A 25,165-nucleotide genomic window follows, 5' to 3' on the forward strand; every position below is an offset into this window, starting at 1 on the left:
CGCGTGCGGGGTTTAGGCGTTGCGAATCCCCACGGGGGCGCTCAGTCGTCGTCGCTGAGCACGCGCGAGGCGACCGGTCCCGTGGAGGCGTCCTCCTCGACGTCGCGGAGCAGGAAGCGCTTGCGCACGACGTCGTAGGCGAAGACGACGGTGCCGAGGATGAGCATCGTGTCCCCGGGGAACCGCGCCCAGAACAGCAACTGGATCAGGTCGCGGTTGTAGAACTCAAGCGACCGCGCGACCGCGTACCCCTCCGTGAACGCGGCCTCCAGCTGGAGGAAGCCCACGGGCAGCAGGGAGAGGCCGACCATCACGGCGAGGCCGGCGTTCCACAGCCAGAACGCCCACCAGAGCCGCTTCCCCGACCACTTCTCGGGGTCCACGGAGAGCCGCAGCATGTACGTCGCCATGCCGAGCGCGAGGAAGCCGAACGCGCCGAACATCGCGGCGTGAGCGTGCGCGACCGTGAGGTAGGTGCCGTGCTCGTAGTAGTTGATGAGCGGGAGGTTGATGAAGAACCCGAGCACGCCCGCGCCGACGAAGTTCCACGCCCCCGAGGCGATGATGAACGCGAACGGGAGCTTGTAGTGGAACGTCTCGCCGCTCTTCGAGAGCGCGCGGTACTGGCCGAGCGCCTCGAAGAGGATGAGGATGAGCGGGACGAGTTCGAGCGTGGAGAAGACGCTCCCGAACGGAATCCAGACGTCTGGCTGGCCGATCCACCAGTAGTGGTGGCTGACGCCGATGACGCCGCTTCCCATCACGAACAGCACCTGCAGCGCGACGGCTTTCTCCGCGGAGCGCTTGCGCAGCAAGCCCATCGAGACGAGCGTGATGCCGACGATGGCGACGATGAAGAACTCGAAGGCGCCCTCCACCCACATGTGGACGACCCACCACCGCCAGAACTCCGTCATCACGATGTTCGTGTCGGGCGTGTACAGCATCCCGGCGACGAACAGCAGGCCGATGGAGCCGCCCGCGTACAGAATCATGTGCGCGAGCCCGAAGCGCTGCTCGCGGGCGAGCAGCGGCTTGAGGCCGCGGTACGCGAGGAACGCCCAGATGGCGAACCCGAGCAGCAGCCCGACCTGCCAGACGCGGCCGACTTCGACGTACTCCAGTCCTTCGTTGCCGAGCAGCCACCACAGCTGGCCGTCGAAGAAGCCCTTCGACCCGAGGTAGATGCCGACGAACCCGCCGACGACGACCACCAGCAGCGTGCCGAGCAGGCCGTTGATGGCGGACTCCTGGTGGTCGGGCTCGTGGCCGGTCAGGAGGCCGGGGAGGAACAGCCCGGCGCCGATCCACATCGTGGCGATCCACAGGATGCCGAGGTCGAGGTGGTAGGTCTTCGAGATGGCGAACGGCAGCCACTGGATGACGTCGACGCCGAGCGCTTCGCCGATGCCGAAGAACGCGTCGCGTTCGACGTAGTAGTGCGCGAGTAGCGCCCCCAGTAACACCTGTCCGACGAACAGCAGCGCCGCGACTGGTATGAACCGGGTGGCGGCGCGCTGGCTGGGGAGCAAGTCGACGTCCGCGGGGTTCGGCACTTCGATGCCCTTCGTGGACGGCTCCGGGAGGTCGATGGAGTTGTACAGCCAGACGCCGAGGCCGGCGCCGCCGACGAGCAACACCATCGCGATGGCGCTCCACACCATCGTCCCGCCGGTGGGTTCGTTGCCGGCCAGCGGGTTGTACGGCCAGTCGTTGGTGTAGCTGTGGTCGGTGCCGGGCCGCTCGGCGTGCGAGACCAGCGCCGTCCACATCGCGAAGTCCGCGAACTGGCGGGCGTCGTCGGCGGACTCGACCATGCCCTCGGGGACGCCGCGCTCGGCGTCGCCCTCGTGGTAGCGCTCGACGTACACCTCGCGCACCTGCTCGTGGGCGTACGCCTCGGCGGCGGTGTATTCGGCGCTCTCGCCGGACATCGAGCGGTCGAGGTCGGCGGTCACGCGGCTGTCCACGCCGGCCTGCTGTTCGGCGGAGAGATCGTCGTACGCCTCACCGTAGCGCTCGTCCGCGTAGTACTCCTGCATGAACTGGGTCTTCAGTTCGAGCGCGTCGGCGGTGTAGTCCTCGCCGAAGTACGCGCCGTTGCCGAGAATCGACCCGTGGTTCATGAGCCCGTTCGACTGGAAGACGGCCTTGCCGTCCTGAATCGACTCGTGGGTGGCGACCACGTCGCCGTCGGGCCCGACGACTTCGTCGGGAATCGGCGGCTGGTGCTGGTAGGAGTAGGCGGCACCAGCGCCCATGACGACGAGATTCAGGACGAACACGACCGCGAGTATCTTCGCGAGCGTGGACCTAGTGACGTCCATATTGCGGCGTTCAGTGCGACGCAGGAAAAGGCTGCGGCGGATTCTAAGACTGCGGGCACGGAGCCGCTACAGTCGGATATACGGGAGACTGAATATGTTCGGGTCGGCTATTCGAGGAGTTCGCGCGCGATGACGTTCTTCTGAATCTCGGTGGTGCCCTCGTAGATCTGGGTGATCTTGGCGTCGCGGTAGAACCGCTCGACGTCGAAATCGTCCACGTAGCCGGCGCCGCCGTGAATCTGGACGGCCTCGTCGGCGACCTCGACGGCCACGCGGGAGGCGAACTCCTTGGCCATCGACGCGAGCGCGGTGAGCTGGTCGTCGCGGTTCTCGACGCTCCACGCGGACTTCCGGGTGAGCGTGCGCGCGGCCTCGGTCTGGGTGTGCATCTCCGCGAGCTTGTGCTCGATGGCCTGGAAGTCGCTGATGGGGCGGCCGAACTGCTCGCGCTCCTGGGCGTAGTCGAGGGCGCGCTCGGCGGCGCCCTTCGCGATGCCGACGCCCTGCGCGGCGACCATCGTGCGCGTCTCGTCGAAGAACTGCATCAGCTGGAGGAAGCCGCCGCCCTCCGTCCCGACGAGGTTCTCCTCGGGGACGCGCACGTCGTCGAAGCGAAGCTCGGCGGTGTCGCTGGCGCGAATCCCGAGCTTGCCCGTGATCTTCTCGGCCTCGAAGCCGTCGCGGTCGGACTCCACGACGATCTGACTGAAGCCGTTGTACCGGCCGCTGGCGTCGGGGTCGGTCTGACAGAGCACGACGAAGAAGTCGCCGACGGAGCCGTTCGTAATCCACATCTTGTTGCCGTTGATGACGAACTCGTCGCCGTCGCGCTCGGCGCGCGTGGAGACGCTGGAGACGTCCGAGCCGGTGTCGGGTTCGCTGATGGCAGAGCCCATGATGGCGTCGCCGGACGCGATGTCGGGGAGCCAGCGCTCCTTCTGGTCCTCGGTGCCGAACTCGATGATGGATTCGGCGCCGAAGCCGGCGCTGGAGACGCAGAGCCCGACGCCGGGGTCGGCGGCGAACAGCTCCTCGACGATGAGCGCGGACTCCAGCGCGGAGTAGCCGGCGCCGCCGTAGTCCAGCGGAATCGTCGGCCCGAGCAGGCCGGCCTTCGCGGCCTCGTCCATGACGTCGTGGGGGTACTTCTCGGCGCGGTCGTACTCGGAGGCCACCGGTCGAATCTCGTTGTCCGCGAACCGACGGACCTCCTCCTGAATCGCCTGCTGCTCGTCGGACAGTCCGAAGTCCATGCGGGAGTGTACCGCACACCGCGACAAAAGACCTCCTAAACCCCTGACAATCCGCTCGCGGTTGCTCGGGCGGCCCCACGGCTTTTGTCGCGACCCGTCGAACCCCCTCGCATGGCCGACGTGGACCCCAGCGAGGTCGGGCGGACGCCGCTGGTCGAGGTCGACGCCGGGGTCGTGCCGACGGTGTACGGGAAAGCCGAGTGGTTCAACCTCGCGACGCTGCCCCACGGCGGCGGGTCGGTGAAGACCCGCATCGGGAAGGCGATGCTGGACGCCGCGGCCGCGCGCGGCGACCTCACCTCCGACCGCACGATAATCGAGGCGTCCAGCGGAAACACGGGCGCGGCGGTCGCGCGCGTCGGCGCCGCGATGGGCCACGACGTCGAAATCGTGTTGCCCGACAATGCGGGCCGCGGGAAGGTCGCCGCCATCCGGGACGCGGGCGCGCAACTCCGGTTCGTGGACGCCGATGAGGGCTACGACGCGTTCGTCGCTGACTGCCGGCGGCTCGTCGACGACCAGCCCGACGAGTACGTCTACCCGAACCAGTACGAGAACCCCGCGAACCCCGCGGTCCACGCGGGCACCACGGGCCCCGAAATCTGGACGCAGACGGACGGCGAGGTGACGGAGTTCGTCGCGGGCGCGGGCACCGGCGGCACGCTCGTCGGCGTGAGTCACGCGCTCCGCCCGCGCGGCGTCCGCGTCCACGGCTACGAACCCCCGGAGAGCGACCACGACATCGCGGGGCTGAAACACGTCCACGGCCCGGAGGCGTTCGTCCCGGGGACCTACGAGCCCGACGCGCTGGACGCCCGCGAGTACGTGGCGACGGACGCGGCCTACGAGTACGTGCGCCGGCTCCGTCGGCGCCACGAAGACACGGAGATACCGATTCGGGACGCCGGGCAGTGGTCCCGCGAGTTCGTCCGCTCGGAGCTCCGCGTGAACGGCGAGTTCCTCGTCGGCCCCTCTGCCGGCGGCGCGCTCGCGCTCGTCGACCGGCTGGCGACCCGCGGCACGCTCGGCGCCGGCGACGTGGTCGTCGTCCCGCTGCCGGACCGCGGCGACCGCTACCCGGACCGGGCGCCGTACGCCGATTACGTGGAGTAGTTGGATTTCCAACTAAAACGCGCTTCCGGAAACCACCAAGAGGCACCGGCACGTTGGGAGTAATTGCAATGGCTAACTACGAACTTTCGCCGCTGCCGTACGACTACGACGCACTCGAACCGCACGTCTCCGAGCAGGTGCTGACGTGGCATCACGACACCCACCACCAGGGCTACGTCAACGGCTGGAACGCCGCCGAGGAGACCCTCGAAGCCAACCGCGAGGAGGGCGACTTCTCCGCCTCCGCCGGCGCCATCGGCGACGTCACGCACAACGGCTCCGGTCACATCCTCCACGACCTCTTCTGGCAGTCGATGAGCCCCGAGGGCGGCGACGAGCCCGAGGGCGACCTGCGAGCCCGCATCGAGGAGGACTTCGGCTCCTACGAAGCCTGGGAGGGCGAGTTCCGCGCGGCCGCCTCCGCAGCCGGTGGCTGGGCGCTCCTCGTGTACGACAGCCACTCGGAACAGCTCCGTAACGTCGTCGTCGACAAGCACGACCAGGGCGCCCTCTGGGGCTCGCACCCGATTCTGTCCCTCGACGTCTGGGAGCACTCCTACTACTACGACTACGGCCCCGACCGCGGCGACTTCGTCGACAACTTCTTCGAGGTCGTCGACTGGGAGGAGCCCGCGGCGCGCTACGCGGACCTCGTCGAGAAGTTCGAGTAACGCCGCGTTCGACCGTCGGCCCGCCGACTCGGCATCACTGCCGCCCCTGAAGACTTTTATCGGTTCCCCGTTTCGGTTCGCGCGATGCCCTCCAGACGCCGCCTCCTCGGCCTCGTAGCCGCCGGCACGCTCCCGTTCGCCGGCTGTCTCGCCGCGCCGAGCGACGCCGACCCGACGACCACCGACTCCTCGACGACCAGCGCGACCACCACCGAGCGCGGCCCGGTTCGCGGCGGTGCGGCGGAAGCCACCGTCGAGCGCACGATTACGGACGACGACTACCAGTACGTCGAGTCCAACGACACCGTGCGGTACCCGGCGACGATGGCCGGCGAGCAGGTAATCGACTACGGCTACGAGCCCTTCGAGGAGTGGGGGCACGTCGAGGGCGCGTCGGTCGCCGCGGAGTACGTCCGCTCGCTGCTGGACGAGCGGCTCCCGGAAGCCGAGACGCTGAGCGTCCCGGTCAGCAGTCGAGGCGAACAGGAGGGGCTACGGCTGGTCGCGACGCTGACGACCCACCTCGCTCGCGACGGCGACGTGATTTCGGAGCCAGCGGTGTCGCGCTACGAGGCCGTCCGCGCGACCCCGCATAGCGTCGACGCGACGATTCACTTCGCCGACCGCACGCACGAGGACAGGTATCCAGTCTACGTGGACGAGCGCACGATTCAGAACGAGTAGCGTCAGCCCGCGAGTTCGACCAGCGACAGCAGCAGGTCCGGGACGACGGCGAGCAGGAGTCCGACGACGAGCAGCGCCGCCGGAAGCCACAACAGCGAGAAGTCCGCGAGCAGCCACAGTCCGAGCCCCGCGAGCGCGACCACGAGGCCGAGCAGTCGGAACACCCAGACGAGCGCGCCTTCGAAGCCGGCGTCGGCCGCGAGCTCGACGACTTCGAGTGCTTCGTCCATGGCAGCCGGGCGGTCGGCGCGGAGCCACTTATGCGCCGTGGCCGGCGGAGTCAGCGGTTAGCGCGGTTCGACGGCGAGGACGACGAACTCTTGGTCGCGCGGAGCGCGAACGGCGACAGCAGGCCGCCGACGAGCGCGCCCGCGAACGCGAGCACGCCGACGTCGGAGGTCGAGAGGCCGCCACCGCCGCCCCCGCTGCTGCTCGCGCCGCCGCCGCTGCCGACGACGACCGCGCCCTTCATCCCCATCGTCCGGTGGGGGTTGCAGTAGTACTTTGAGACGCCCTCGCTGTCGTAGGTGTGCGTGAACGTGAACCCGGACTCGTTGGTGAGCTCGCTCTCGTAGCTGCCGTCCTCGGCGACGACGTTGTGAGTGCCGTTCACCCACTCGAAGGTGACCGTCGTCCCGGGATCGACGCGAATCGCGGCGGGACTGAACCCGTACGGGCCGCCGTTGGCGTCGGTGCCGACCTCGACGGTGACCTCGGACTGGCCGGTCTCGTCCACGACGCCGTCGAAGTTGCTGACGCCCTCGAACCAGCCGTCGAAGTCCACCTGCTGGCTGCTGGACCCCGAACTCTCCGAGGACCCGCTGGACGAGGAGGCGCCGACGTCGACGTCACCGACGACGACCGCGCCCTTCATCCCCATCGTCTTGTGCGGCGTGCACGCGTACCGCGTGACGCCCTCCTCGTCGAACGTCTGCGTGAACGTGAACCCGGACTCGGCGGTGAGCTCGCTCTCGAAGCTGCCGTCCTCGGCAGCGACGTTGTGCGACCCCTCGACCCACTCCCACGTGACCGTCGTTCCGGGGTCCACGCGGATGGCCGCCGGGCCGAAGCCGTACGGGCCGTCGTTGGCTTCGACGCCGACTTCGACGGTGACCTCGGACTGGCCGGTCTCGTCCACGACGCCGTCGTAGTTGCTGACGCCCTCGAACCACGACTGGAGGTCGGCGTCCTGGGCGACTGCGGCGCCGCTGAACGCCGCGCCGGTGGCTGCCGCGGCGCCCGCGGCAGCCGTCGTCTTCAACACGCTGCGCCTCGTGACCGTGGGGGTGGTGTCGGGAGTCATGGTCCTGCGTTACGCTTCGTAGCCCGCGTACTCCATCAGTTGGCCGAAGATGTCCGTGTCCATCGCGTCCCGGTAGACGATGCCCGTGAGCATGCCGCCGGGGTAGAACGAGCCGTTCATCACGTGGTTGACCTTGTGACAGTGCATCAGGTAGATGCCGGGCTCGGCGTCGGCCTCGAACTCGATGGTGTGGCGCTCGGCGGGCGCGATGTTCGTGATGTCCATCTCGTGTTGGGCGGCCTCGGGAATCTGGCCGCCGTCTTTCTCCACGCGGCGGAAGCGGTGGTTGTGGAGGTGCAGCGGGTGGTTCATGTAGCCGCCGTTGACGAAGTGGATCCGGACCGTGTCGCCCTGGTCGACGATGATGGGCGAGCCGTCCTCGGGGTGGAGGGTGCGCGGCGCGGCCTTCCCGTTGACCGTGAACACGTCTGGGTTTCGCGTGCGCGGGCTGTAGGAGACGTCCTCGCCGGCCATCTTCCGGTTGAGCCGGGAGTCCCAGTCCTTCACCGTCATGAAGTATTCCTTGTCCGCGGGCTCGTAGCCCTCGGGGTCCACGCGGAAGATGCCGTACATCCCCATGTCGATGTGGCGGTGGGTCTGGTAGTGGCAGTGGTAGACGTGCGTGCCGGGGACGTTGGCGGGAATCGTGTACGTGTGCTTCTCGCCCGGCGAGACGGTGATACCCGTCGTCGTCGGGACGCCGTCGTCCTCCCAGGCTTTCTGCGTGCCGTGGAAGTGCAGGGTGTGCGGGCGCTTGCCCTCGGTGTTGTCGAGCGTGACCTCGATGTCCTCGCCTTCCTCGGTGCGGACGATGGGACCGGGGACGCTGGGGTCGCCGTCCTCGGTGGCGAACGCCCACACGCGCGGGAGTTCCACGGGGCCGCCCATGGAGTCGAGGGGGTGGGCCTGGTGGACTGCGGGCACGCTCTTGAGCGTCACCTGGTTGCCCTGTTCGGTGGCGTCGACGATTTCCGGCGGGCTGGTCGTCGGGAGGTCGGACTGCGTGGCCTGCTGGCTCGGGGTCGTGTTCGTCACGCTGGAGCCCTGGTCGGCGGGCGCGGTGCAGCCGGCGAGGGCGGCGACACCGGTGCCGCCGGTCGCTGCGATGAACTCACGTCGCGAGATGCCGTAGCCGGGCGCGCCAATACGGTCACTCATGGGTACACCTCAGCGTAGACAGTCCCCTGTAAAGCACGAGTCGGTGATTCTCGGGGTCGAGAAACGGTTCCCACCGCGTGGGAACCTACCGAACATATTCGCCACCGGTTTGTGGCGAACACGTTCGGCCGTCGGCCTACCCTCGTCGCGGCCCGAGTGCCCGGTGATGCAGACCAACGTCGATCAGACGGACGCCGACGCGCGGCTCCGCGGCCCCTTCGAGGCCGCCGAGGAAACCGACCCCGCGGCCGCCCTCGACGCGCTCACCGACCCGCTCTGTCGGCGCGTCCTCGGGTGCGCCCGCGAGCCCGTGACCGCCAGCGAGGTCGCCGACGCGGCGGACCTCTCGCTGTCCTCGACGTACCGGAAACTCCACACGCTCTCGGACGCCGGCCTCCTCGAAACCCAGACGGAGCTCCGGGAGGACGGCTACCACACCACCCGCTACCGAGCGACGCTCGAGAAAGCCACCATCAGCCTCGGCGAGGACAACGGCATCCGCGTCTCGCTGGACCGCACCGGCGAACGAGAGTAACTAGTCGTCGGCCGGACTCGCCTGCCGCTCGGGCAGCGCGCCCTCGTACTCCTCGGGCACGTACGGGCACAGCGGGTCGCTGGCCATCGGGTCGCCGGTGACCGCGTACGCCCGCGACCGACTGCCGCCGCAGACGTGGCGGAACTCGCAGGCGCCACACTTCCCCTGCAGGTCGTCTTTGCGCCGGAGCGTCTCGAAGAGGTCGCTGTTCCGGTAGACGTCCACGACGGACTGCTCGCGGACGTTCCCCGCGGCCTCCGGCAGGAACCCCGAGGGGTAGACGTCGCCGGTGTGGCTGACGAACGCGAACCCGTCGCCGGCGGTGATGCCGCCGCGGCGCTGCCGGCCGCTCCCGCCGCCGTCTTGGGCGGCCTGAGCGCGCACGCGTCGGAAGTGCGGCGCCTCCGTCGTCTTCACGCCGAACGCCTCCTCCTCGGCGGTCTCGTCGAGGAACGCCATCACCTCCTCGGCGCGCTCCGGCGGAATCGGGTCGAGGACCCGGCCGCGGCCCACGGGCACGAGGAAGAACACGCTCCACAGCACCGCGCCCAGCTCGCTGACGAGGTCACGGATGGCCGGCAAGTCGCCGACGGTCTGCTGGCAGACCGTCGTGTTGACTTGCAGCGGCACACCCGCCTCGCGGGCGTCGCGTGCTGCGCGAACGGTCTCCTCGAAGCTCCCGGCTTCCCCACGGAACGAGTCGTGTGATTCCGGCGTCGCGCCGTCGATGCTGACGGCGAGCTGTTTCACGCCAGCGTCCGCGAGCGCGTGCACGGCCTCCGTCGAGAGCGAGCGCGTGCCGCTCGGCGTGACCGTCATGCGGAGGCCGATGTCCGTGCCGTACTCCACCAGTTCGACGGTGTCGTCGCGCGCGAGCGGGTCGCCCCCGGAGAGCACGACCAGCTGACCGTCGCCGAAGCGGCGGACGTCGTCGAGCAGCGCCTTCCCCTCCGCCGTGGTTAGTTCGTCCGGGTGGCGATTCGGCGTCGCGTCGGCCCGGCAGTGCTCGCACGCGAGCTCGCACGCCTGCGTCACTTCCCAGATGAGCACGAACGGGCGCTCGTCGGTATCTACTGGCGTCATCGTTACAAGCGAGGCGGCGGATGGGCAGGTGACAGGCCAGTCCCAGTACGGTGGCGCCGCCTCACGTGGGACGACGACGGGACGGGACTTTGTTCGGCGTGTCCGTTCCCGCGACCTGGGAACGCCCGTGGGCGCCTTTTGGGCGGAGTTGCTAGCCGACGACATGGACTCACAGGACCGAACGCGGGTGCAGGACACGCCGCGGTCGGCGACCGGCCGAGAGTGGGAGGTGTTCGTGCGCGAGGACGCTGACGGACCGCTCAAGCACGTCGGCAGCGTCACCGCCGGGGACGCGGACGGCGCCCACGACCGCGCCAGCGACCTGTTCGGGTGGGCCACGCGGGACGTCTGGCTCTGTCCCGCCGACGAGACGCGCCGCTACACCGCGCACACGCTCGGCGAGCCCGCCGACGCCGGAGGTGAGTCGGCGTGATTTCGGTCAGCAAGCTGCTGTGCGGGCTGGACGCCGAGAGCGACGGCCTGCGCTACGACGCCGCCGACGACTCCAGCCGCGAGCAGATAACGGAGGAGAAACAGCAGCGCCCGGTGGTCGTCTGGAACCTCACCAAGCAGTGCAACCTCTACTGCTCGCACTGCTACGCGGCCGCCGACACCGAGACGGCGCCCGGCGAGCTCTCCACGGAAGAGGGCAAGGACCTGCTGGACGACCTCGCGGAGTTCGGCATCCCCGTGGTGCTGTTCTCGGGCGGCGAGCCGATGGTGCGGGACGACCTCGAAGAGCTGGTGGCGTACGCCGACGACGCCGGCATCCGGCCCGTGCTCTCGACGAACGGTACCCTGATGACCGAGGAGCGCGCCGAAGCGCTGCGCGACGCCGGCCTGAAGTACGCGGGCGTCTCCGTGGACGGGCTCCCGGCGCGCAACGACGAGTTCCGCGGCGAGGACGGCGCCTTCGACGCGGCCGTCCGCGGCATCGAGAACAGCCTCGACGCCGGCCTCAAGACCGGGCTCCGCTACACCATCACGGAGGCCAACGCCGCCGACCTCCCGGACGTCGTGGACCTTCTGCACGACGTGGGCGTGGACCGGTTCTGCTTCTACCACCTCGACTACGGCGGCCGCGGCGCCGACATCTCGAACCTGGACCTCTCGCCGGCGGACACCCGCGAGGCCGTGCGCACGGTCTGTGACATGACCCGCGAGTACCACGAGCGCGGCGAGGAAATCGAGACGCTACTCGTCGGCAACTACGCCGACGCCGGCTTCCTCGTGGAGTACGCCGAGGAGGAACTCGGCGCCGAGCAGGCCGACCACATCCACCGCTACCTCGAAGCCAACGGCGGCGACCCGACCGGCGAGCGCATCGCGGACGTCGACTACCAGGGGAACGTCCACCTCACGCAGTTCTGGCAGGGCTACTCGCTGGGGAACGTCCGCGACCGCCCGTTCAGCGAGCTGTGGAGCGACGAGAACAACCCCCTGCTGTCGGGCCTCCGCGAGCGCCGCGACCGCCTCACAGGGAAGTGCGCGGGCTGCCAGTACCAGTCCATCTGCCGCGGCGGGTCGCGGCTGCGCGCGCTGAGCGCGGGCGGCCCCTTCGACCCCGACCCGAAGTGCTACCTCACCGAAGCCGAGCGCGACGGGACGCCCGACGCGACCGGCGGCGCCGGCGACGCGCACGCGGACTGATTCGACCGCTCGCGCAACAAGCCCTTTCGTCCTGTAGGCTGAATGACTGCTCATGGCCGCCGCCAACGACCGCCCTCCGGCCCGTGACCAGTTCGCCGGCCCGGAAGTGCTGGGGGCCTTTCTGCTCGCCGCCGGTCTCGTCGCAGTCGCCCCGCTCGTCGACGCGCAACTCCTCCAAGTTCCGGGCTACCTGCTCGTGGTCGGCTCCGACCTGATACAGCACTCGCTGCTCCCGGGGCTCTCCGGACTGGCGTACTCGGTGTTCTTCGCGGCGTACCTCTACGCCGTGGCCATCGTGGCCGCGGGCCTGTATCGGCGGGCACGCTCACTCCGAACGCGGACGTGACTCGAACCCCCGGCGAGTGCCGGCGACGCAACGCCCATCCCGACGGCCACCCAACGGCTCTGTATGTCTACGGCCGACACCAGCGTGCAACTGCTCCGCAACGCCACCGTCCTCGTGGACGTCGGTGACGTGACGTTCCTCGTGGACCCGATGTTCTCCGCGCCCGGCGAGAACCCGCCCGTGGAGAACACGCCGAACGAGCGCCGGAACCCGCTCGTCCCGGTGCCGGACGTCGACACCGCCCACGACGCCGTCGTCGTCACGCACCGCCACCCCGACCACTGGGACGAGGCGGCGGCCGCGGAACTGGACGACGACGTGCCGCTGTTCTGCCAGCCCGAGGAGGCCGACGCCTTCACCGACGAGGGCTTCACCGACGTGCGGCCCGTCGAGGACGAGACCGCCTTCGAGGGCGTCACCGTCCACCGGACGCCCGGCCGCCACGGCCACGGCGAACTCGCCGAGCAGATGGGGCCGGTGTCGGGGTTCGTCTTCGAGGGCGAGCAGACGGCGTACGTCGCCGGCGACACGGTCTGGTACGAGCCGGTCGCGGAGACGCTGGACCGCTTCGACCCCGAGCTGGTCGTGCTCAACGGCGGCGAGGCGCAGTTCGTGGAGGGCGACCCCATCACGATGGGCGTCGAGGACGTGGCCGCCGTCCGCGACGCGACCGACGCCGCGGTCGTCGTCGTCCACATGGAAGCCATCAACCACTGCCTGCTCACTCGCGAGGAACTGCGAGCACAGACCGAGGACGTGCACGTCCCCAAAGACGGCGAGCGAGTCCAGTTGTAGCGGCGTCGGACGCTGTTTCTGCCGGTCGAAACGAGCGGCTTCACCAACGATTAACGTCTCGCCGGTGCTGGCCGGACGTATGCCCCTCGGTGGCCTCCTCCCGAGCACGCCGCTCGTGAACGTGCTCGTCGTCGCCGCCGCGACCGGCCTCGTCTGGATCGGGAGCGGGTGGCTGGAATCGGCGGCCGAACACCTCTCGACGTACTACGGCCTGCCAGCGGTCGTGCAGGGCTCCATCGTCGTCGCGGTGGGGTCGAGCTTCCCGGAGTTCGCCAGCGTCGTGTTCACGGCGCTGGCGGGCACCTTCGACATGGGCGTCGGCGCCATCGTCGGCTCCGCCATCTTCAACATCCTCGTCATCCCCGCGCTCGCCGGCATCGCCACCGACGGCGACCTCGAAACCAACCGCGCCATCGTCTACAAGGAGGCCCAGTTCTACATGATTGCGGTGTCCGCGCTCGTCGTCACGCTCGCGCTCGCGGTCATCTACGAGCCGGTCGCCGGCCCCGCGCTGGCCGGCCGGCTCACGCGCTCGCTGGCGGTGCTGCCGCTGTCGCTGTACGGGCTGTACCTCTTCGTGCAGTGGCAGGACGTCGGTGACCACGACGCGCCCGCGGGCCCCGAGGGCATCGCGGTGCGCCGCGAGTGGGCGCGGCTCGCGGGCGGCCTCCTGTTCATCCTCGTCGCCGTCGAACAGCTCGTCGGCGCCGTCGAGTCGCTGGGGCACACGTTCGGCGTCCCCGAGTTCCTCGCGGGCGTCACCGTCGTCGCGGCCGCGACGAGCCTCCCGGACGCGCTCGTGAGCGTGCGGACGGCGAAGGCGGGCAAGGGCATCACCAGCCTCGGGAACGTCCTCGGGTCGAACACCTTCGACCTGCTGGTGGCGATTCCGGTGGGCGTGCTCCTCGTCGGCGCCGTCACGGTGAACTTCGCGGTGGCGGTCCCGATGCTGGGCGTGTTGACGCTGGCGACCGTGCTGTTGTTCGCCGTCCTGCGTACCGACCTCTCGGTGACGGGCGTCGAGGCGTACGCGCTGCTGGCGGCGTACGCGGCGTTCGTCGCGTGGGTCGTCTCGGAGACAGTCGGCCTGACAAACCTCGTGAGGGGCGTCTGAGCGGACCGGCTACTCGGGCGTGATGTAGACGCGCCACTCGTCGGCGGCGACCTGCTCGGTCTCGTAGGCGAAGCCGCGGTCCGCGAGGACGTCGTACAGCGGTTCGGGCTCGAAGCTGTTGACAAGCAGGAGCGTCTCGCCGTCGTCGAGCGCCTCCAGTTCTGCGACGATGTCGCTGAACGGTTCCCCGTCGATCTCCCGCGCGTCGAGGCGGGCGTCCGTGTCGGCAGTCGTCGCCATACCAGAGCGTTCGGCGGACAGCCGCCAAGCGATTTCCCCGAAGGTGTTCGTCACGCCAGCGCGAGCCGCAGGCTCTCGACGGACTTCGCCGCGAAGAAGCCGACGACCGCGGCGACGGGGACCGCGCCGGCGCCGTCCGCGAGAAATCCCGCAGTGCCGGCGACCGCGATGGCCGCGGCTTCGAGGCCGCGCTCCCCGAACCGGCCGGCGACAGTGGGCGGCATCAGAACGGCGCGCCGGCCTGTGACGCGCCGCCGGCGTCGTCGGCGTCCTCGTCGGGCAGCTCCCCGGTTTCGAGGTACGTCTCCTCGAGGTCGCGCAGCTCCTCGTTGATGGACTCGCTGCGCTGGTGGGAGTCGGCGACCCGCACGCGCACGAGGTCGTAGTCGTGGCGCTCGCTGAGGCCGTTCCACGCGCGGAACGAGCCGATGGTGAGCGTGTGGCTCTGCGGGCAGAACGGCGTCGTCGGCGTGAACTCCGCGCGCAGCACCGACGGGTCGTCGGCGTCCACGGCGTACCGGTAGCCCGCCTCCGTGTGGCGGGTGTCGAGGTTGAGGTCGGCGAGGTTGTACCCGAAGGTCATGTCGTAGACGCCGCGCTCGTCGAACAGCTCGCGGGTGAGTTCGTGGAACGCGACGTGGTCGTCGCCGTCGAGGACGTCGTGGCCGGCGAGGAACGCGCCGGGTTCGGGGTTCACGTCGGGGTCGAACTCCCCCTCGGGGGCGAGCGCGTCGTCGGACTGCGAGCCCAAGCCGTACATGTTTCACAGGACGGCCCACGTCCCGCTATGCGTAGCCCCGAACGTGTTCGCCTCTCGCGCGAGCGGACGGGAGCGCCGCGGCTACTCGGCGCGGGAACGGAGGATGAGTGACCGGATTGGCGGTTAGCGGGCTATGCGCTCGGGTCGGGGTCGAAGATTTCCTCGTCGGGCTCGCCGCTGACCTCGATTTCGGAGAGCAGCCCCTTGCGAACCACGCGGCTGAGCGCGTGGTCGACGAGCTTGATGGTCTCCGGGACGGGCGTGTCCATCTCCCCGATCATGCAGCTTCCCGGCGGGACCTTCATCGTCTGGACGTACTCCTCGGGCGTCCCGAGGGCGCCGTCGCGGTGGGCCTGCGTCCAGACGTTCCCGATGGGGTGGAAGTTCGAGGAGACGTTCGGGCCGCCGTCCACGAGGTACACCCGAATCGACTCGCCGGTCTCGGCCTGCAGGCGGCCGTAGCGGTCCGGCGTGAACGGGTACTTCTCGCCGTTGAACACGACGTACGTCGGGTCCTCGTTGGCCATCGCGTCCATGTCGAACTGGTGGTGGCCCTCCTCGCCGACGTCCTTGTTCGTGTAGAGCTCGTGCTGGCCGAGGTAGAACTCGCGGTCGACCTCCGGCAGGCCGCCCTCGGGCTCGACGAGAATCATCCCGAACATCCCGCTGGAGATGTGCATGTCCATGTTCGGGACGGCGCAGTGGTAGATGAACGCGCCGGGGTACTTCGCGGTGAAGTCCACGTCGTTGGTCTCGCCGGGGTTGACGGTGTTCGCTTCCGCGCCCCCGCCCGTGCCGTAGACGGCGTGGAAGTCGACGTTGTGCGGCATCGCGTTGTCGTCGGGGCTGTTCAGCGTGAACGAGATGGTGTCCCCGCGGCGCACCCGAATCATCGGGCCGGGAATCTGCCCATCGAAGGTCATGTAGTTGAACGTGACCCCGGGCTCGATCTCCGCGGTGACTTCCGTCACGTCGAGCTCGACCTCGTGGTGCTGGGGCTCCGACCAGTCGACCGGGTCCGGGACGTCCGTGGGGTCGGCGGCGACGCGGTCGACGTCCGGCTGGGTGGTCTGCGCTGCGGCGTTCTGCTGGGGCTGTTCGGTCGCTGGGCTCTCACCGCCGGGAGCGGTACAGCCCGCGACTGCTGCGGTTCCGCTGATTCCGAGACCTTGCAGCACGCGCCGGCGAGTGGTGTCGAACATTGGTGGGCACCTCTTCACGTGGACAATACCGGGGCTACCCCTTCAAGCGGGTCTGCGTTTCCCGTTCTCCGGCGAACCCCCCGAACCAGTTCGGCTACTACTTATAAACGAACGAGCCGGGGTGCTTCGGCGGCCGGAGCGAACGTGTTCGGGGAACGCCTCACCCGCGTACGCGACGAATAGATTCCTATGGCATCAGCACACGAAGACGCCGAGACCGTCGACGGCGTCCATCAGAACTCGTGGTCCGCGAACCTGGAGAAGGACGAACACGCCGGCGAACGGGAGTTAGTCGTCGAGGAGGCCGTCGAGGCCGTCGAATCGACGGCTGCCGGCTACCACGTCAACCTCGTCACGCACGGCGACAACGGCCACCCCGAGGAGTACCTCTACGACGAACTCGACGAGGCGTTCGGCGACAGCGTCGCCTACGAGTACGTCGATCAGTGCGGCTGCGGCGGCCACGTCACGCGCGTCCGCGTCGTCAGCTAATCCGACGTAACTGCTTTTAGTTACCTCGTAATTTCTTTGTAACCGGAAGTAGTTGTCTCGCACATGGACAGACGCGGGTACCTGCGCGCGCTCGGCGCCGGCGGCGCGCTGTCGCTGGCGGGCTGTCTCGGCGGGAGCGACGGCACCGACCCCGGCGTCGCCGACGGGACGCTGACGGTCGCAGCGGCGACGACCGTCCACGACAGCGGCCTGCTCAGCGACCTCTCGGCGGGGTTCGAGGACGCCTTCGGCGCGTCGGTGCGCGCGGTCGTCCGCGGGACCGGCGCCGCGCTCCGCACCGCAAGCGACGGCGACTGCGACGCCGTGGTCGTCCACGCACGCCCGCTCGAAGACGAGTTCCTGCGCGCGGGCCACGGCGTCAACCGCCGCGCCGTGATGGGCAACGACTTCCTCGTGGTCGGCCCGTCGGACGACCCCGCGGGAGTCGCCGACCGCGGCCCCCTAGAGGCGTTCCGCGAAATCGAGGGCGACGCGACGTTCCTCTCGCGCGGCGACCGCTCCGGGACGCACGTCCGCGAGCGACGCATCTGGGAGGCGGCGGGCGTCGAACCCGGCGGCGACTGGTACCGCGAGACGGGGCAGGGGATGGGCGCGACGCTCGTCGCCGCCGACGAGACTGGCGCGTACACGCTGGTCGACCGCGGCACGTTCCTGAACACGGAGACGGGGCTGGCCGCGCACGTCGCCCGCGGCCTCGACGACCCGCCGGACCTGCTGCGCAACGAGTATGCCGTCATCCCCACGAATCCCGCGCGCCACGACGTCGCGTACGCGCTCGCGATGGCGTTCGTCGGCTACCTCACGGGACCGGCCCAGAAGCGAATCGCGGCGTTCCGCGTGGACGGCGAGCCCGCGTTCCGGCCGCTCGCGCGCTCCGAACAGCCGGAGTTCGAGCAGTACGCGCCCTCGGAGTGAGCGCGCAGCCCGTCAATCTGCGTTCTCCGGCTGGCTGTGGAAGCGCTCGGGGAGGACGCGGCCGTGGCGGTAGACGACGCCGACGAGGTTCGCGGTGAACGCGACGAAGCCGACGCCGAGCGCGACGCCGCCCGCGAGGCTCGCGGGGGCGGGCGCGACGCCGGCCTGCCCGAGAATCAGCGTGACCGCGCCGAGGGTGACGAGCAGGCCGTCGGCGGCGGCGACGCGGTCGTCGTAGAGGTCGTCTATCATCGGCACCGGCTCGAAGCCGAGGCGGTCGCTGTACCGGTGGACCCAGACGATGAACGGGACGACGTGGTACAGCGACCCCATCACGACGAAGCCGACGACGCCGACGAACAGGAGGTGGACGCCCGCGGTCGGCCCGAACAGCGCGTCCCGGGCGAGCGGCGACGCAATCCACTCGCGGGCGGCCAGCGGACTCCACGCCGCGAGCGCGACGGCGACAACGGCGTACCGCGTGAGCATCGGCGTGCGCTCGACGCGGCCCTCGTAGAGCTTCTTCGCGAGCAGGACGGCGAACGCGAGCGCGCCGGCGGCCGTCACGAGGCCGCCCGCGACGGCCAGCGGCCGAATCGCGAACAGCCGGCCGGTCGTGAGCGCGACGACGCCCGCGGGGTAGGCGTACTCGGCGTTCGCGAGCAGCTGGTCGCGGCCCGCGACTTCCGTCTGCGTGAACATCGTCGCGAGCTGGTAGAGCGCGCCGAAGACGGTCGCGAGGATGGCGCCGAACACCGCGAGCGTCGCGTGCGCGCCGACGACCTGCGTCCGGGTCACGCCCGCGAACGGGAGCACGGACATCGAGAGGTCGAACGCGAGCACGAACCCGAGCGCGGCGAGCACGACGAAACACGCCAGCGCGAACGCGAAGTGCGCCTCCGTGGCGTCGAACTCCCGGACGGGCGGGAGGGTGCGCGCGAGGTTGTACGCGAACGTCCAGATGCCGAGCACGAGCAGGCCGCCGAAGCCGTGAATCCAGTGAGTGCTGGTGGCGAGGAACGCGCCCGCGAGGCCGGCGACGCCGACCGCGACGAGCGCGAGCGCGAGGTTCGCGAGCCGGCGGGAGTGGACGGGGACGTTCGACCAGACGGGCACGAACTGCGTCATCGCGCCCATGATGGTGAGACACACCCAGCCCGCCAGCAGCAGGTGGACGTGCGCGAGCCGCGCGAGTCCGGGCGCGACGCCGGCGACGTTCGCGAGGCCGACGCCGCCGCCGGCGAGCAGGAACGCGAAGCCGACGAGGACGTACCGGAGCGGCACCGTCATCGGCGGCTGTTGGTCGGTCGCGAGTCCGGCAGGGACGGCGCTCATGTCTGAACGGTGGTGGTGGCGGCCGGTGCGAGTTCTCCCGAACGTGTTCGGCTATTCGGGTAGTGTGGGCGCACACTAGGCTTTTGCGAGTGGGCGCCGTACCGACTCGTATGAGCAGCGACTACACCGACGCGGAGAGCAAGGTGTCGGGGAATCAGGCGAACATCCCCGCGCGCATCCGCCGGAAACTCGACATCGACGACGGCGACCGGCTCCGTTGGACTGTTGAGGACGGTGCGGTCCGCGTGGAAGTCGTCCAGCAGGACGCCGGCACGTTCGCGGACTTCGACGGCTACGACGGCGACGCGGAGACGGACGGCACGACGGCACACGACGCGTGGGGCGTCGAGTAGATGCCGCGGGCCGTCCTCGACACGTCAGTCCTGTATGCCGCGGCCTACCGCCGGGACGCGAGACACGACGACGCGCTACCGATTCTCCGCGGCGTCGACGACGGCACGCTTCCGGAGGGCGTCGTTCCGGAGTTCGTCCTCGCGGAGACGCTGAACGGGCTGACGACCAACGCCGGGCAGGAAGCCGCGGTGGACTTCATGGACCGCATCGAGACGAACCCGCGATTCCACGTCGCGTCGCTGACCGGTGACGCACTCGCGAGAGGGAAAGCCCTGTTCCGCGAGCACGCCTCGTTCTCGTTCGTCGACGCGTGCATCGTCGCCGACATGCAGACCGAGGGACTGGGCTACCTGTACGCGTTCGACGACGACTTCGACCGCGCCGACGACGTCTACCGGCTCGACACCGCGACCGACCCGTACGGACCGTAGCAGTCAGGCGAGGTCCTTGTCGGCGAACCGCGGGAGGTTGCTCGCGAACTGTTTTATCGCCGTCTCCTCGGCGCGGTGCAGCGTCTCGCTGAGCGTGGACTTGGCGGTGTCCAGTTCCTCCGCGAGGTCGGTGAGCGTGCACTCGCGGGGCGTGTCGTAGTAGCCGGCCTCGATGGCGGCGCCCAGCAGCTCCTGCTGGCGCGGCGTCAGCAGGCGCTCGGAGTCACCGGACTCGTAGAGGTAGCCGACCTCGAAGTCCATCCCGAAGGCGTCCAGTTGGTCGCGCAGCGCCGAGAGCTTCGCGTGGGGCGCGACGACTTCCAGCGTGGCGGTGCCGTTGGACACTTCCAGCGGCGGCTCCAGCGGGAGCCCCGCTTCCTGGAGCGTCAACAGCAACAGCGGCTCGCTGGTCTCGAACTCGACGAGCACGGAGTCGTCGTCGCGTTCGAGCGGCTCCATGTCCTCGACGCCGTCGGCGTCGTGCATCTCCTTGAGGACGTCGACGACGTCGGGGCCGGTGAGTTCCAGCAGCGCGACGCCCTCGTCGTCGTCGGGGAACGCCGCGAGGACGCGGAACAGCGTGTCGGGGTAGCGTGTGGACACCTGAGAGATCCACACCGAGTCGGGCAGGTCGATGGAGAGTTGTGCTCGTGCCATGCGAAGATGTTCGTTCATACTGCCCCCCAGCCTCAAGAAGTATTCCCGAACTTGTTCGGGGGAACGCTGGGGGCGGCGGGGCGCGACGATACAGACATGGCCACGACGACCGACTGGCACGCGCACCTCTCGGAGACGGGCGTGCCGCTGGACCGCGAGCGCGAACTGCTCGACGTCCGCGAGCTGGGGCCGCCGGACCCGCTCGTCGAGACGCTGGAGACGCTGCCGGACCTCGCCGACGACGTGGTGCTCGTGCAGGTCAACGACCGCGCCCCCCAGCACCTCTACCCTAAGCTCGACGACCGCGGCTACGAGTACGCCACCGTCGAGGCCGACAACGCGGTCGTCACGGGCATCTGGGACGCCGACGCCTGACTACGGGCTCCGCCGCCCGGTCGCGTCCGTCGGGCGGAGTTCGTACCACGTCGCGTCCAGGACCCGCGGGTCGGCGTCGAAGACGCTCATCCCGATGGGCGTCGCCTGCTCGGCGTAGCGCCGCCGGTCGGCCGGCTCCGGCGTCGGAATCTCGGCGAGGACGCCGTCGACGACGACGCTCGACCAGTCGTCGGGCGAGCCGATGTCGTACGCGACGAGGGTCGCCGGCGTCTCCGCGTCGAGGCCGCGCTTCGCGCTCGTAGGCGCGGAGAGCAACTGGAACACGCAGCGGTCGGTGTCCGGGTCGTAGCCGAACGAGACCGGGAACGACTGGGCGTCGTCGGCGTGTATCGTGAGTACGCCGTCGCCGCACGACTCCAGGAACGCGGCGACTTCGTCGGCGCTCATCTGCACCTCTCGCTCGGGGGCGAAGCCGTCGGGAGAAGGCTGGTGAGACATCTACCGGTGGCCGCTAGTCCCAGGCCACGGTTAACCGACCCCGTCGTTCCAACACTCCGGGAATCGCTCCCGACGGACGAATTAACAACTCGACCGCGCTCGTTTATTACAATCTCCTATCTACCGCCGGAAGAATAACAGCCGAATTAATAACTGGTCGTCTCGTAGCTCCAGCTAACATGACCGACGACTCCCCCGGCGGCGAACCCGCCACCCTGACCGCCCGGCTGTCGGTCCCCGACATGGACTGCCCCTCCTGCGCCGGCAAAGTCGAGCACGCCCTCGAAGGCGTCGCCGGCGTCCAGTCCTTCGACACACAGCCGACGACCGGCCGCGTCGTCGTCACCTACGACCCCGGCGAGGCCGACGAAGCCGAACTGGTCGCGGCCGTCGAGGCCGCTGGCTACGAGGTCACCGGCCGGTCCGGCGAGAGCGAGGGCGAGCGCACCGAGGCCGCCGAACCGGATTCGGTGTGGACGAGTCCGCGCGCGCTGAAGACGTGGGCCAGCGGCGTCCTCGTCGCCGCGGGCTTCCTCCTGGAGTTCCTGCTCCCCGGCTCGAACGCCGCGGTCGCGGAACTGCTGGGCAGCGACGTGTTGCTCTCGGACGCCGCGTTCCTCGGGGGCATCCTCATCGCGGGCCAGCCCATCGTCCGCGGCGGCTACTACTCGCTGAAGAGCCTGAATCTGGACATCGACCTGCTGATGTCCGTCGCCATCCTCGGCGCCGTCGCCGCCAGCGTCGCGTTCGGCGAGCGCCTCTACTTCGAGGCGGCGACGCTCGCGGTCCTGTTCAGCGTCTCCGAACTCTTAGAGTCGTACTCGATGGACCGCGCGCGCAGCTCCCTCGAAGAGCTGATGGAGCTCTCTCCGGACGAAGCGACAGTCCTGCGTGACGGCGAGGAGGTCACGATTCCCGTCGAGGACGTTCGCGTCGGCGACCGCGTGGTCGTCCGGCCCGGCGAGAAGATTCCGATGGACGGCGTGGTCGTGGACGGCGAGAGCGCCGTCAATCAGGCCCCGATTACGGGCGAGAGCGTCCCCGTGGACAAGACCGACGGCGACGACGTGTACGCGGGCACCATCAACGAGGCGGGCTACCTCGAAGTGCAGGTCACGGCGGAGGCCACGGAGAACACGCTCTCGCGCATCGTCGAGATGGTCGAGGACGCGCAGGCCAACCAGACCGAGCGCGAGCAGTTCGTCGAGCGCTTCGCCGCCTACTACACGCCCGCCGTCGTCGGCGCCGGCATCCTCGTCGGCGTCGTCCCGCCGCTGCTGTTCGGCGCGTCGTGGCCGACGTGGATTCTCCGCGGGCTCACGCTGTTCGTGCTCGCCTGTCCCTGTGCGTTCGTCATCTCCACGCCCGTCTCGGTGGTCTCGGGCGTCACGAGCGCCGCGAAGAACGGCGTACTCGTGAAGGGCGGCAACCACCTCGAAGCGATGGGCGCCGTCGAAGCCGTCGCGTTCGACAAGACGGGGACGCTCACGAAGGGCGAACTCACCGTCACCGACGTCGTGCCGCTCGGCGACAACACCGACGAGGACGTGCTCCGGTGCGCGCGCGGCCTCGAATCCCGTAGTGAACACCCCATCGGCGACGCCATCGTCGAGCACGCCGACGACCGCGGCATCGAGGGCCGCGCGGTCTCGGAGTTCGAGAGCGTCACCGGGAAGGGCGTGCGCGCGGACCTCGACGGCACCACCCACTACGCGGGCAAACCCGGCTACTTCGCGGACCTCGGGTTCGACCTCTCGCACGTCCACGCCGCCACCGACGGCGGCGTGGTCACGCAGAAGACCCGCGACCTCTGCGAGCGCAACGGCTGCGTGGACCTCCTCGAAGACCTCGTCCCCGAACTCCAGAGCGAGGGGAAGACGGTCGTCCTCGTCGGCACCGACGACGAACTGGAGGGCGTCATCGCGGTCGCCGACGAGGTCCGCCCCGAGGCGAAGGCCGCCGTCCAGCGCCTCCGCGACCTCGGCGTCGAGCACACCGTGATGCTCACCGGGGACAACGAGCGGACTGCCGGCGCCATCGCCGAGCAGGTCGGCGTGGACGACTTCCGCGCGGAACTGCTCCCCGAGCAGAAGGTCGCGGCCGTCGAGGACCTCACCGACGAGTACGAGGCGGTCGCGATGGTCGGCGACGGCGTCAACGACGCGCCCGCGCTCGCCACCGCCACCGTCGGCGTCGCGATGGGCGCGGCGGGCACGGACACCGCCCTCGAAACCGCGGACATCGCGCTGATGGGCGACGACCTCACGCGGCTCCCGTACCTCTACGACCTCTCGGGCCGCACGAACGGCGTCATCCGGCAGAACGTCTGGTCGAGTCTCGCCGCGAAAGCAGTTCTCGCGGCGGGCGTCCCGCTCGGCTTCGTCCCCATCTGGGTCGCCGTGCTCGTCGGCGACGCCGGGATGACCACCGCCGTCACGGGGAACGCGATGCGGCTCTCGCGCGTGAAACCCGAACTCGACGCGGACGGAAGCGAGTAGCTCCCTCGCGTCTTCGCCGTCTCCGACGGGGTACTGGAGGTGCTGACAGAAAAGTAGCGGCCGCGCTACCTACGCCGTCTCGTCGGTGTCCGGTTCGGAGATTCGGAGCGTGGCGATTCGCGACCCCTCGACGCTCGTCACCTCGAACTCGTAGCCGTCCACTGCGACGCTGTCGCCGACTTCCGGGCCTCGGTCGAGCCGGTCGAGGACCAATCCGGCGACCGTCTCGACGGCCGCGTGTTCGAACTCCGCGCCGAGCACGTCGTTGGCGTCGGCCAGCGAGACGCCGCCGTCGACGTCGTAGCTGCCGTCCTCGCGGCGCCGAATCGACGGCTCGCGGTCGTCGACGTCGAACCCGTCGCGGAGGTCGCCGACGACGGCTTCGACGACGTCCTCGACGGTCGCGATTCCCTCGAAGGCGCCCCACTCGTCGATGACCGCGGCCATCTGCTGGTGCTCCGAGCGGAACTGCACCAGCAGGTCGTTGATGGTCGTGGTTTCGGGTACCACGAGGACGTCGCGCGCGATGTCGCCGGCCGTCGTCCCGTCGTCGCGCTCGCTCGCTCGGAGGACGTCCTTGACGTCCACGAAGCCGACTACTTGGGTGGGGTCGTCGGCCTCGACGACGGGGTAGCGGGTGTGCCCCGCCTCGAAGACCGTCTCGCGGAGGTCCGACAGCGTGGCGTCCGCGGGCACGCTCACCACGTCCGGCTGCGGGACCATAACCTCGCGGACGGCGGTGTCGTCGAGCTCGAAGACGCGCTCTATCATCGCGACTTCCGCGACGTCAACGTCGCCCTCTTCGCCGGACTGCGCCAGCACTCGCCGGATTTCGCGCTCACCGAGCGTCTCGTCGGACTCGGAGGCCGGCGGGACGCCGAGCATGTGGGTGAACCGGTTCGCCGCGCCGTTGAAGACGACGATGCCCGGGTAGAAGAGGTAGTAGAAGAACTTCATCGGCGGCGCGAGGTACAGCGAGAACCGCTCGGTCTGCGCGATGGCGAACGTCTTCGGCGCGAGTTCCCCGAAGACGACGTGCAGGAACGTGATGACCGAGAAGCCGATTGCCACCGCGACGAGGTGGACGAGCGTCGCCGGGAGCAGCGACCCCAGAACTGGCTCGATGAGCGCCGCGACGGCGGGTTCGCCGGCCCACCCCAGCCCGAGCGAGGCGAGCGTGATTCCGAGTTGCGTGACGGCGAGGTAGTTGTCGAGGTCCGTCATCACGTCCTGGAGTGCGCCGGCACCGGCACGCCCTTCCTCGGCGAGTTGCTCGACTGACGTCGCGCGGACCCGCACGAAGGCGAACTCCGCGGCGACGAAGAACCCGTTCAACACCACGAGGAACAGCGCGAAGAGGAACTTCGCGACGGAGATACCGAACTCCGCCATCA

At 69.5% G+C, this 25,165-nt stretch carries 29 protein-coding genes; 15 read left to right on the forward strand and 14 right to left on the reverse strand.

Going from position 1 to position 25,165, the window contains the following annotated elements; translation table 11 throughout:
* Positions 1 to 41: 41 nt before the first annotated feature.
* Positions 42 to 2,327, reverse strand: coding sequence for a nitric-oxide reductase large subunit (locus HHUB_RS07980; protein ID WP_059057101.1), 2,286 nt, complete (start codon positions 2,325 to 2,327; stop codon positions 42 to 44).
* A gap of 107 nt (positions 2,328 to 2,434) precedes the next feature.
* Positions 2,435 to 3,580, reverse strand: a complete 1,146-nt coding sequence (locus HHUB_RS07985) for an acyl-CoA dehydrogenase family protein (protein WP_059057102.1) — start codon at positions 3,578 to 3,580, stop codon at positions 2,435 to 2,437.
* Positions 3,581 to 3,691: 111 nt separating this feature from the next.
* Here HHUB_RS07985 and HHUB_RS07990 point away from each other — a divergent pair, with 111 nt between their 5' ends.
* From HHUB_RS07990 to HHUB_RS08000, 3 genes are all read left to right on the forward strand, one after another.
* Positions 3,692 to 4,693 (forward strand): PLP-dependent cysteine synthase family protein, encoded by a 1,002-nt coding sequence (locus HHUB_RS07990; RefSeq protein ID WP_059057103.1) that lies wholly within the window; start codon positions 3,692 to 3,694, stop codon positions 4,691 to 4,693.
* A 68-nt stretch (positions 4,694 to 4,761) separates the two neighbouring features.
* Positions 4,762 to 5,364 carry a superoxide dismutase gene (sod, locus tag HHUB_RS07995; protein WP_059057104.1) on the forward strand — a complete coding sequence of 201 codons (603 nt, stop codon included), beginning with the start codon at positions 4,762 to 4,764 and terminating at the stop codon, positions 5,362 to 5,364.
* Positions 5,365 to 5,448: 84 nt separating this feature from the next.
* Positions 5,449 to 6,048: a hypothetical protein gene (locus HHUB_RS08000; protein ID WP_059057105.1), complete on the forward strand. Its 600-nt coding sequence runs from the start codon at positions 5,449 to 5,451 to the stop codon at positions 6,046 to 6,048.
* Positions 6,049 to 6,050: 2 nt separating this feature from the next.
* Here the strand turns inward: HHUB_RS08000 and HHUB_RS08005 are convergent, their stop codons facing one another.
* From HHUB_RS08005 to HHUB_RS08015, 3 genes are read right to left on the reverse strand one after another with little or no spacing between them, the layout of a single operon-like run.
* The gene (locus HHUB_RS08005) at positions 6,051 to 6,278 is read right to left on the reverse strand and encodes a hypothetical protein (RefSeq protein ID WP_059057106.1); all 228 of its coding nucleotides are present in this window, start codon (positions 6,276 to 6,278) and stop codon (positions 6,051 to 6,053) included.
* A 50-nt stretch (positions 6,279 to 6,328) separates the two neighbouring features.
* Positions 6,329 to 7,351 carry a halocyanin domain-containing protein gene (locus HHUB_RS08010; RefSeq protein ID WP_059057107.1) on the reverse strand — a complete coding sequence of 341 codons (1,023 nt, stop codon included), beginning with the start codon at positions 7,349 to 7,351 and terminating at the stop codon, positions 6,329 to 6,331.
* Positions 7,352 to 7,360: 9 nt separating this feature from the next.
* Positions 7,361 to 8,509 carry a multicopper oxidase domain-containing protein gene (locus tag HHUB_RS08015; RefSeq protein ID WP_059057108.1) on the reverse strand — a complete coding sequence of 383 codons (1,149 nt, stop codon included), beginning with the start codon at positions 8,507 to 8,509 and terminating at the stop codon, positions 7,361 to 7,363.
* Positions 8,510 to 8,675: 166 nt separating this feature from the next.
* Here HHUB_RS08015 and HHUB_RS08020 point away from each other — a divergent pair, with 166 nt between their 5' ends.
* Positions 8,676 to 9,044 (forward strand): ArsR/SmtB family transcription factor, encoded by a 369-nt coding sequence (locus tag HHUB_RS08020; RefSeq protein ID WP_059057109.1) that lies wholly within the window; start codon positions 8,676 to 8,678, stop codon positions 9,042 to 9,044.
* Here the strand turns inward: HHUB_RS08020 and HHUB_RS08025 are convergent, their stop codons facing one another.
* A complete protein-coding gene (locus tag HHUB_RS08025; protein ID WP_059057110.1) occupies positions 9,045 to 10,127 on the reverse strand; it encodes a TIGR04053 family radical SAM/SPASM domain-containing protein in 1,083 nt (360 codons plus the stop codon). It lies immediately after the preceding gene.
* Between the two features lie 163 nt (positions 10,128 to 10,290).
* On the opposite strand from HHUB_RS08025, the gene HHUB_RS08030 reads away from it, so the two are divergent.
* The 5 genes from HHUB_RS08030 to HHUB_RS08050 all read left to right on the forward strand — a co-directional run bounded on the left by HHUB_RS08030 (position 10,291) and on the right by HHUB_RS08050 (position 14,032).
* Entirely contained in the window at positions 10,291 to 10,560 is a 270-nt protein-coding gene (locus HHUB_RS08030; protein WP_059057111.1) for an Htur_1727 family rSAM-partnered candidate RiPP, read from the forward strand.
* Positions 10,557 to 11,777: a TIGR04347 family pseudo-SAM/SPASM protein gene (locus HHUB_RS08035; protein WP_059057112.1), complete on the forward strand. Its 1,221-nt coding sequence runs from the start codon at positions 10,557 to 10,559 to the stop codon at positions 11,775 to 11,777. Before HHUB_RS08030 ends, HHUB_RS08035 begins: the two co-directional genes overlap by 4 nt.
* A 52-nt stretch (positions 11,778 to 11,829) precedes the next feature.
* Entirely contained in the window at positions 11,830 to 12,123 is a 294-nt protein-coding gene (locus HHUB_RS08040) for a hypothetical protein (protein WP_059057113.1), read from the forward strand.
* A gap of 63 nt (positions 12,124 to 12,186) precedes the next feature.
* Positions 12,187 to 12,918 (forward strand): MBL fold metallo-hydrolase, encoded by a 732-nt coding sequence (locus HHUB_RS08045; RefSeq protein WP_059057114.1) that lies wholly within the window; start codon positions 12,187 to 12,189, stop codon positions 12,916 to 12,918.
* A gap of 79 nt (positions 12,919 to 12,997) precedes the next feature.
* Positions 12,998 to 14,032 carry a sodium:calcium antiporter gene (locus HHUB_RS08050; protein ID WP_059057115.1) on the forward strand — a complete coding sequence of 345 codons (1,035 nt, stop codon included), beginning with the start codon at positions 12,998 to 13,000 and terminating at the stop codon, positions 14,030 to 14,032.
* 9 nt (positions 14,033 to 14,041) lie between these two features.
* Here HHUB_RS08050 and HHUB_RS08055 read toward each other — a convergent pair whose 3' ends face one another.
* From HHUB_RS08055 to nirK, 4 genes are all read right to left on the reverse strand, one after another.
* Positions 14,042 to 14,272, reverse strand: coding sequence for a DUF2249 domain-containing protein (locus tag HHUB_RS08055; protein WP_059057116.1), 231 nt, complete (start codon positions 14,270 to 14,272; stop codon positions 14,042 to 14,044).
* 50 nt (positions 14,273 to 14,322) lie between these two features.
* Positions 14,323 to 14,496, reverse strand: a complete 174-nt coding sequence (locus HHUB_RS16610; RefSeq protein WP_157533993.1) for a hypothetical protein — start codon at positions 14,494 to 14,496, stop codon at positions 14,323 to 14,325.
* Positions 14,496 to 15,032 (reverse strand): hypothetical protein, encoded by a 537-nt coding sequence (locus HHUB_RS08060; protein ID WP_059057117.1) that lies wholly within the window; start codon positions 15,030 to 15,032, stop codon positions 14,496 to 14,498. The genes HHUB_RS16610 and HHUB_RS08060 overlap by 1 nt, the downstream gene beginning before the upstream one ends.
* A gap of 131 nt (positions 15,033 to 15,163) precedes the next feature.
* A complete protein-coding gene (nirK, locus tag HHUB_RS08065) occupies positions 15,164 to 16,234 on the reverse strand; it encodes a copper-containing nitrite reductase (protein WP_059057118.1) in 1,071 nt (356 codons plus the stop codon).
* A 189-nt stretch (positions 16,235 to 16,423) separates the two neighbouring features.
* Here nirK and HHUB_RS08070 point away from each other — a divergent pair, with 189 nt between their 5' ends.
* Together HHUB_RS08070 and HHUB_RS08075 are read left to right on the forward strand one after the other, a co-directional pair.
* The gene (locus tag HHUB_RS08070) at positions 16,424 to 16,726 is read left to right on the forward strand and encodes a CGCGG family putative rSAM-modified RiPP protein (RefSeq protein WP_059057119.1); all 303 of its coding nucleotides are present in this window, start codon (positions 16,424 to 16,426) and stop codon (positions 16,724 to 16,726) included.
* A gap of 63 nt (positions 16,727 to 16,789) precedes the next feature.
* Positions 16,790 to 17,662, forward strand: coding sequence for a substrate-binding domain-containing protein (locus HHUB_RS08075; protein WP_059057120.1), 873 nt, complete (start codon positions 16,790 to 16,792; stop codon positions 17,660 to 17,662).
* Between the two features lie 12 nt (positions 17,663 to 17,674).
* On the opposite strand, the gene HHUB_RS08080 is transcribed toward HHUB_RS08075, so the two are convergent.
* On the reverse strand, positions 17,675 to 18,997 hold the full coding sequence (locus tag HHUB_RS08080; RefSeq protein WP_059057121.1) for a hypothetical protein: 1,323 nt from the start codon (positions 18,995 to 18,997) through the stop codon (positions 17,675 to 17,677).
* Positions 18,998 to 19,107: 110 nt separating this feature from the next.
* Here HHUB_RS08080 and HHUB_RS08085 point away from each other — a divergent pair, with 110 nt between their 5' ends.
* Positions 19,108 to 19,350 carry an AbrB/MazE/SpoVT family DNA-binding domain-containing protein gene (locus tag HHUB_RS08085; RefSeq protein WP_059057122.1) on the forward strand — a complete coding sequence of 81 codons (243 nt, stop codon included), beginning with the start codon at positions 19,108 to 19,110 and terminating at the stop codon, positions 19,348 to 19,350.
* On the forward strand, positions 19,351 to 19,782 hold the full coding sequence (locus HHUB_RS08090; RefSeq protein ID WP_059057123.1) for a type II toxin-antitoxin system VapC family toxin: 432 nt from the start codon (positions 19,351 to 19,353) through the stop codon (positions 19,780 to 19,782).
* Positions 19,783 to 19,785: 3 nt separating this feature from the next.
* On the opposite strand, the gene HHUB_RS08095 is transcribed toward HHUB_RS08090, so the two are convergent.
* The gene (locus tag HHUB_RS08095) at positions 19,786 to 20,439 is read right to left on the reverse strand and encodes a helix-turn-helix domain-containing protein (RefSeq protein WP_059057124.1); all 654 of its coding nucleotides are present in this window, start codon (positions 20,437 to 20,439) and stop codon (positions 19,786 to 19,788) included.
* 96 nt (positions 20,440 to 20,535) lie between these two features.
* Between HHUB_RS08095 and HHUB_RS08100 the strand changes: the two genes are divergently transcribed.
* Positions 20,536 to 20,814 (forward strand): DUF2249 domain-containing protein, encoded by a 279-nt coding sequence (locus HHUB_RS08100; RefSeq protein ID WP_059057125.1) that lies wholly within the window; start codon positions 20,536 to 20,538, stop codon positions 20,812 to 20,814.
* Here the strand turns inward: HHUB_RS08100 and HHUB_RS08105 are convergent, their stop codons facing one another.
* Entirely contained in the window at positions 20,815 to 21,222 is a 408-nt protein-coding gene (locus HHUB_RS08105) for a pyridoxamine 5'-phosphate oxidase family protein (RefSeq protein ID WP_059057126.1), read from the reverse strand.
* 230 nt (positions 21,223 to 21,452) lie between these two features.
* On the opposite strand from HHUB_RS08105, the gene HHUB_RS08110 reads away from it, so the two are divergent.
* Positions 21,453 to 23,771, forward strand: coding sequence for a heavy metal translocating P-type ATPase (locus tag HHUB_RS08110; RefSeq protein WP_059057127.1), 2,319 nt, complete (start codon positions 21,453 to 21,455; stop codon positions 23,769 to 23,771).
* Between the two features lie 69 nt (positions 23,772 to 23,840).
* Here the strand turns inward: HHUB_RS08110 and HHUB_RS08115 are convergent, their stop codons facing one another.
* Positions 23,841 to 25,163 carry a hemolysin family protein gene (locus HHUB_RS08115; protein ID WP_059057128.1) on the reverse strand — a complete coding sequence of 441 codons (1,323 nt, stop codon included), beginning with the start codon at positions 25,161 to 25,163 and terminating at the stop codon, positions 23,841 to 23,843.
* Positions 25,164 to 25,165 lie beyond the last annotated feature (2 nt).

Source organism: Halobacterium hubeiense, from assembly GCF_001488575.1.
Lineage (GTDB): Archaea > Halobacteriota > Halobacteria > Halobacteriales > Halobacteriaceae > Halobacterium > Halobacterium hubeiense.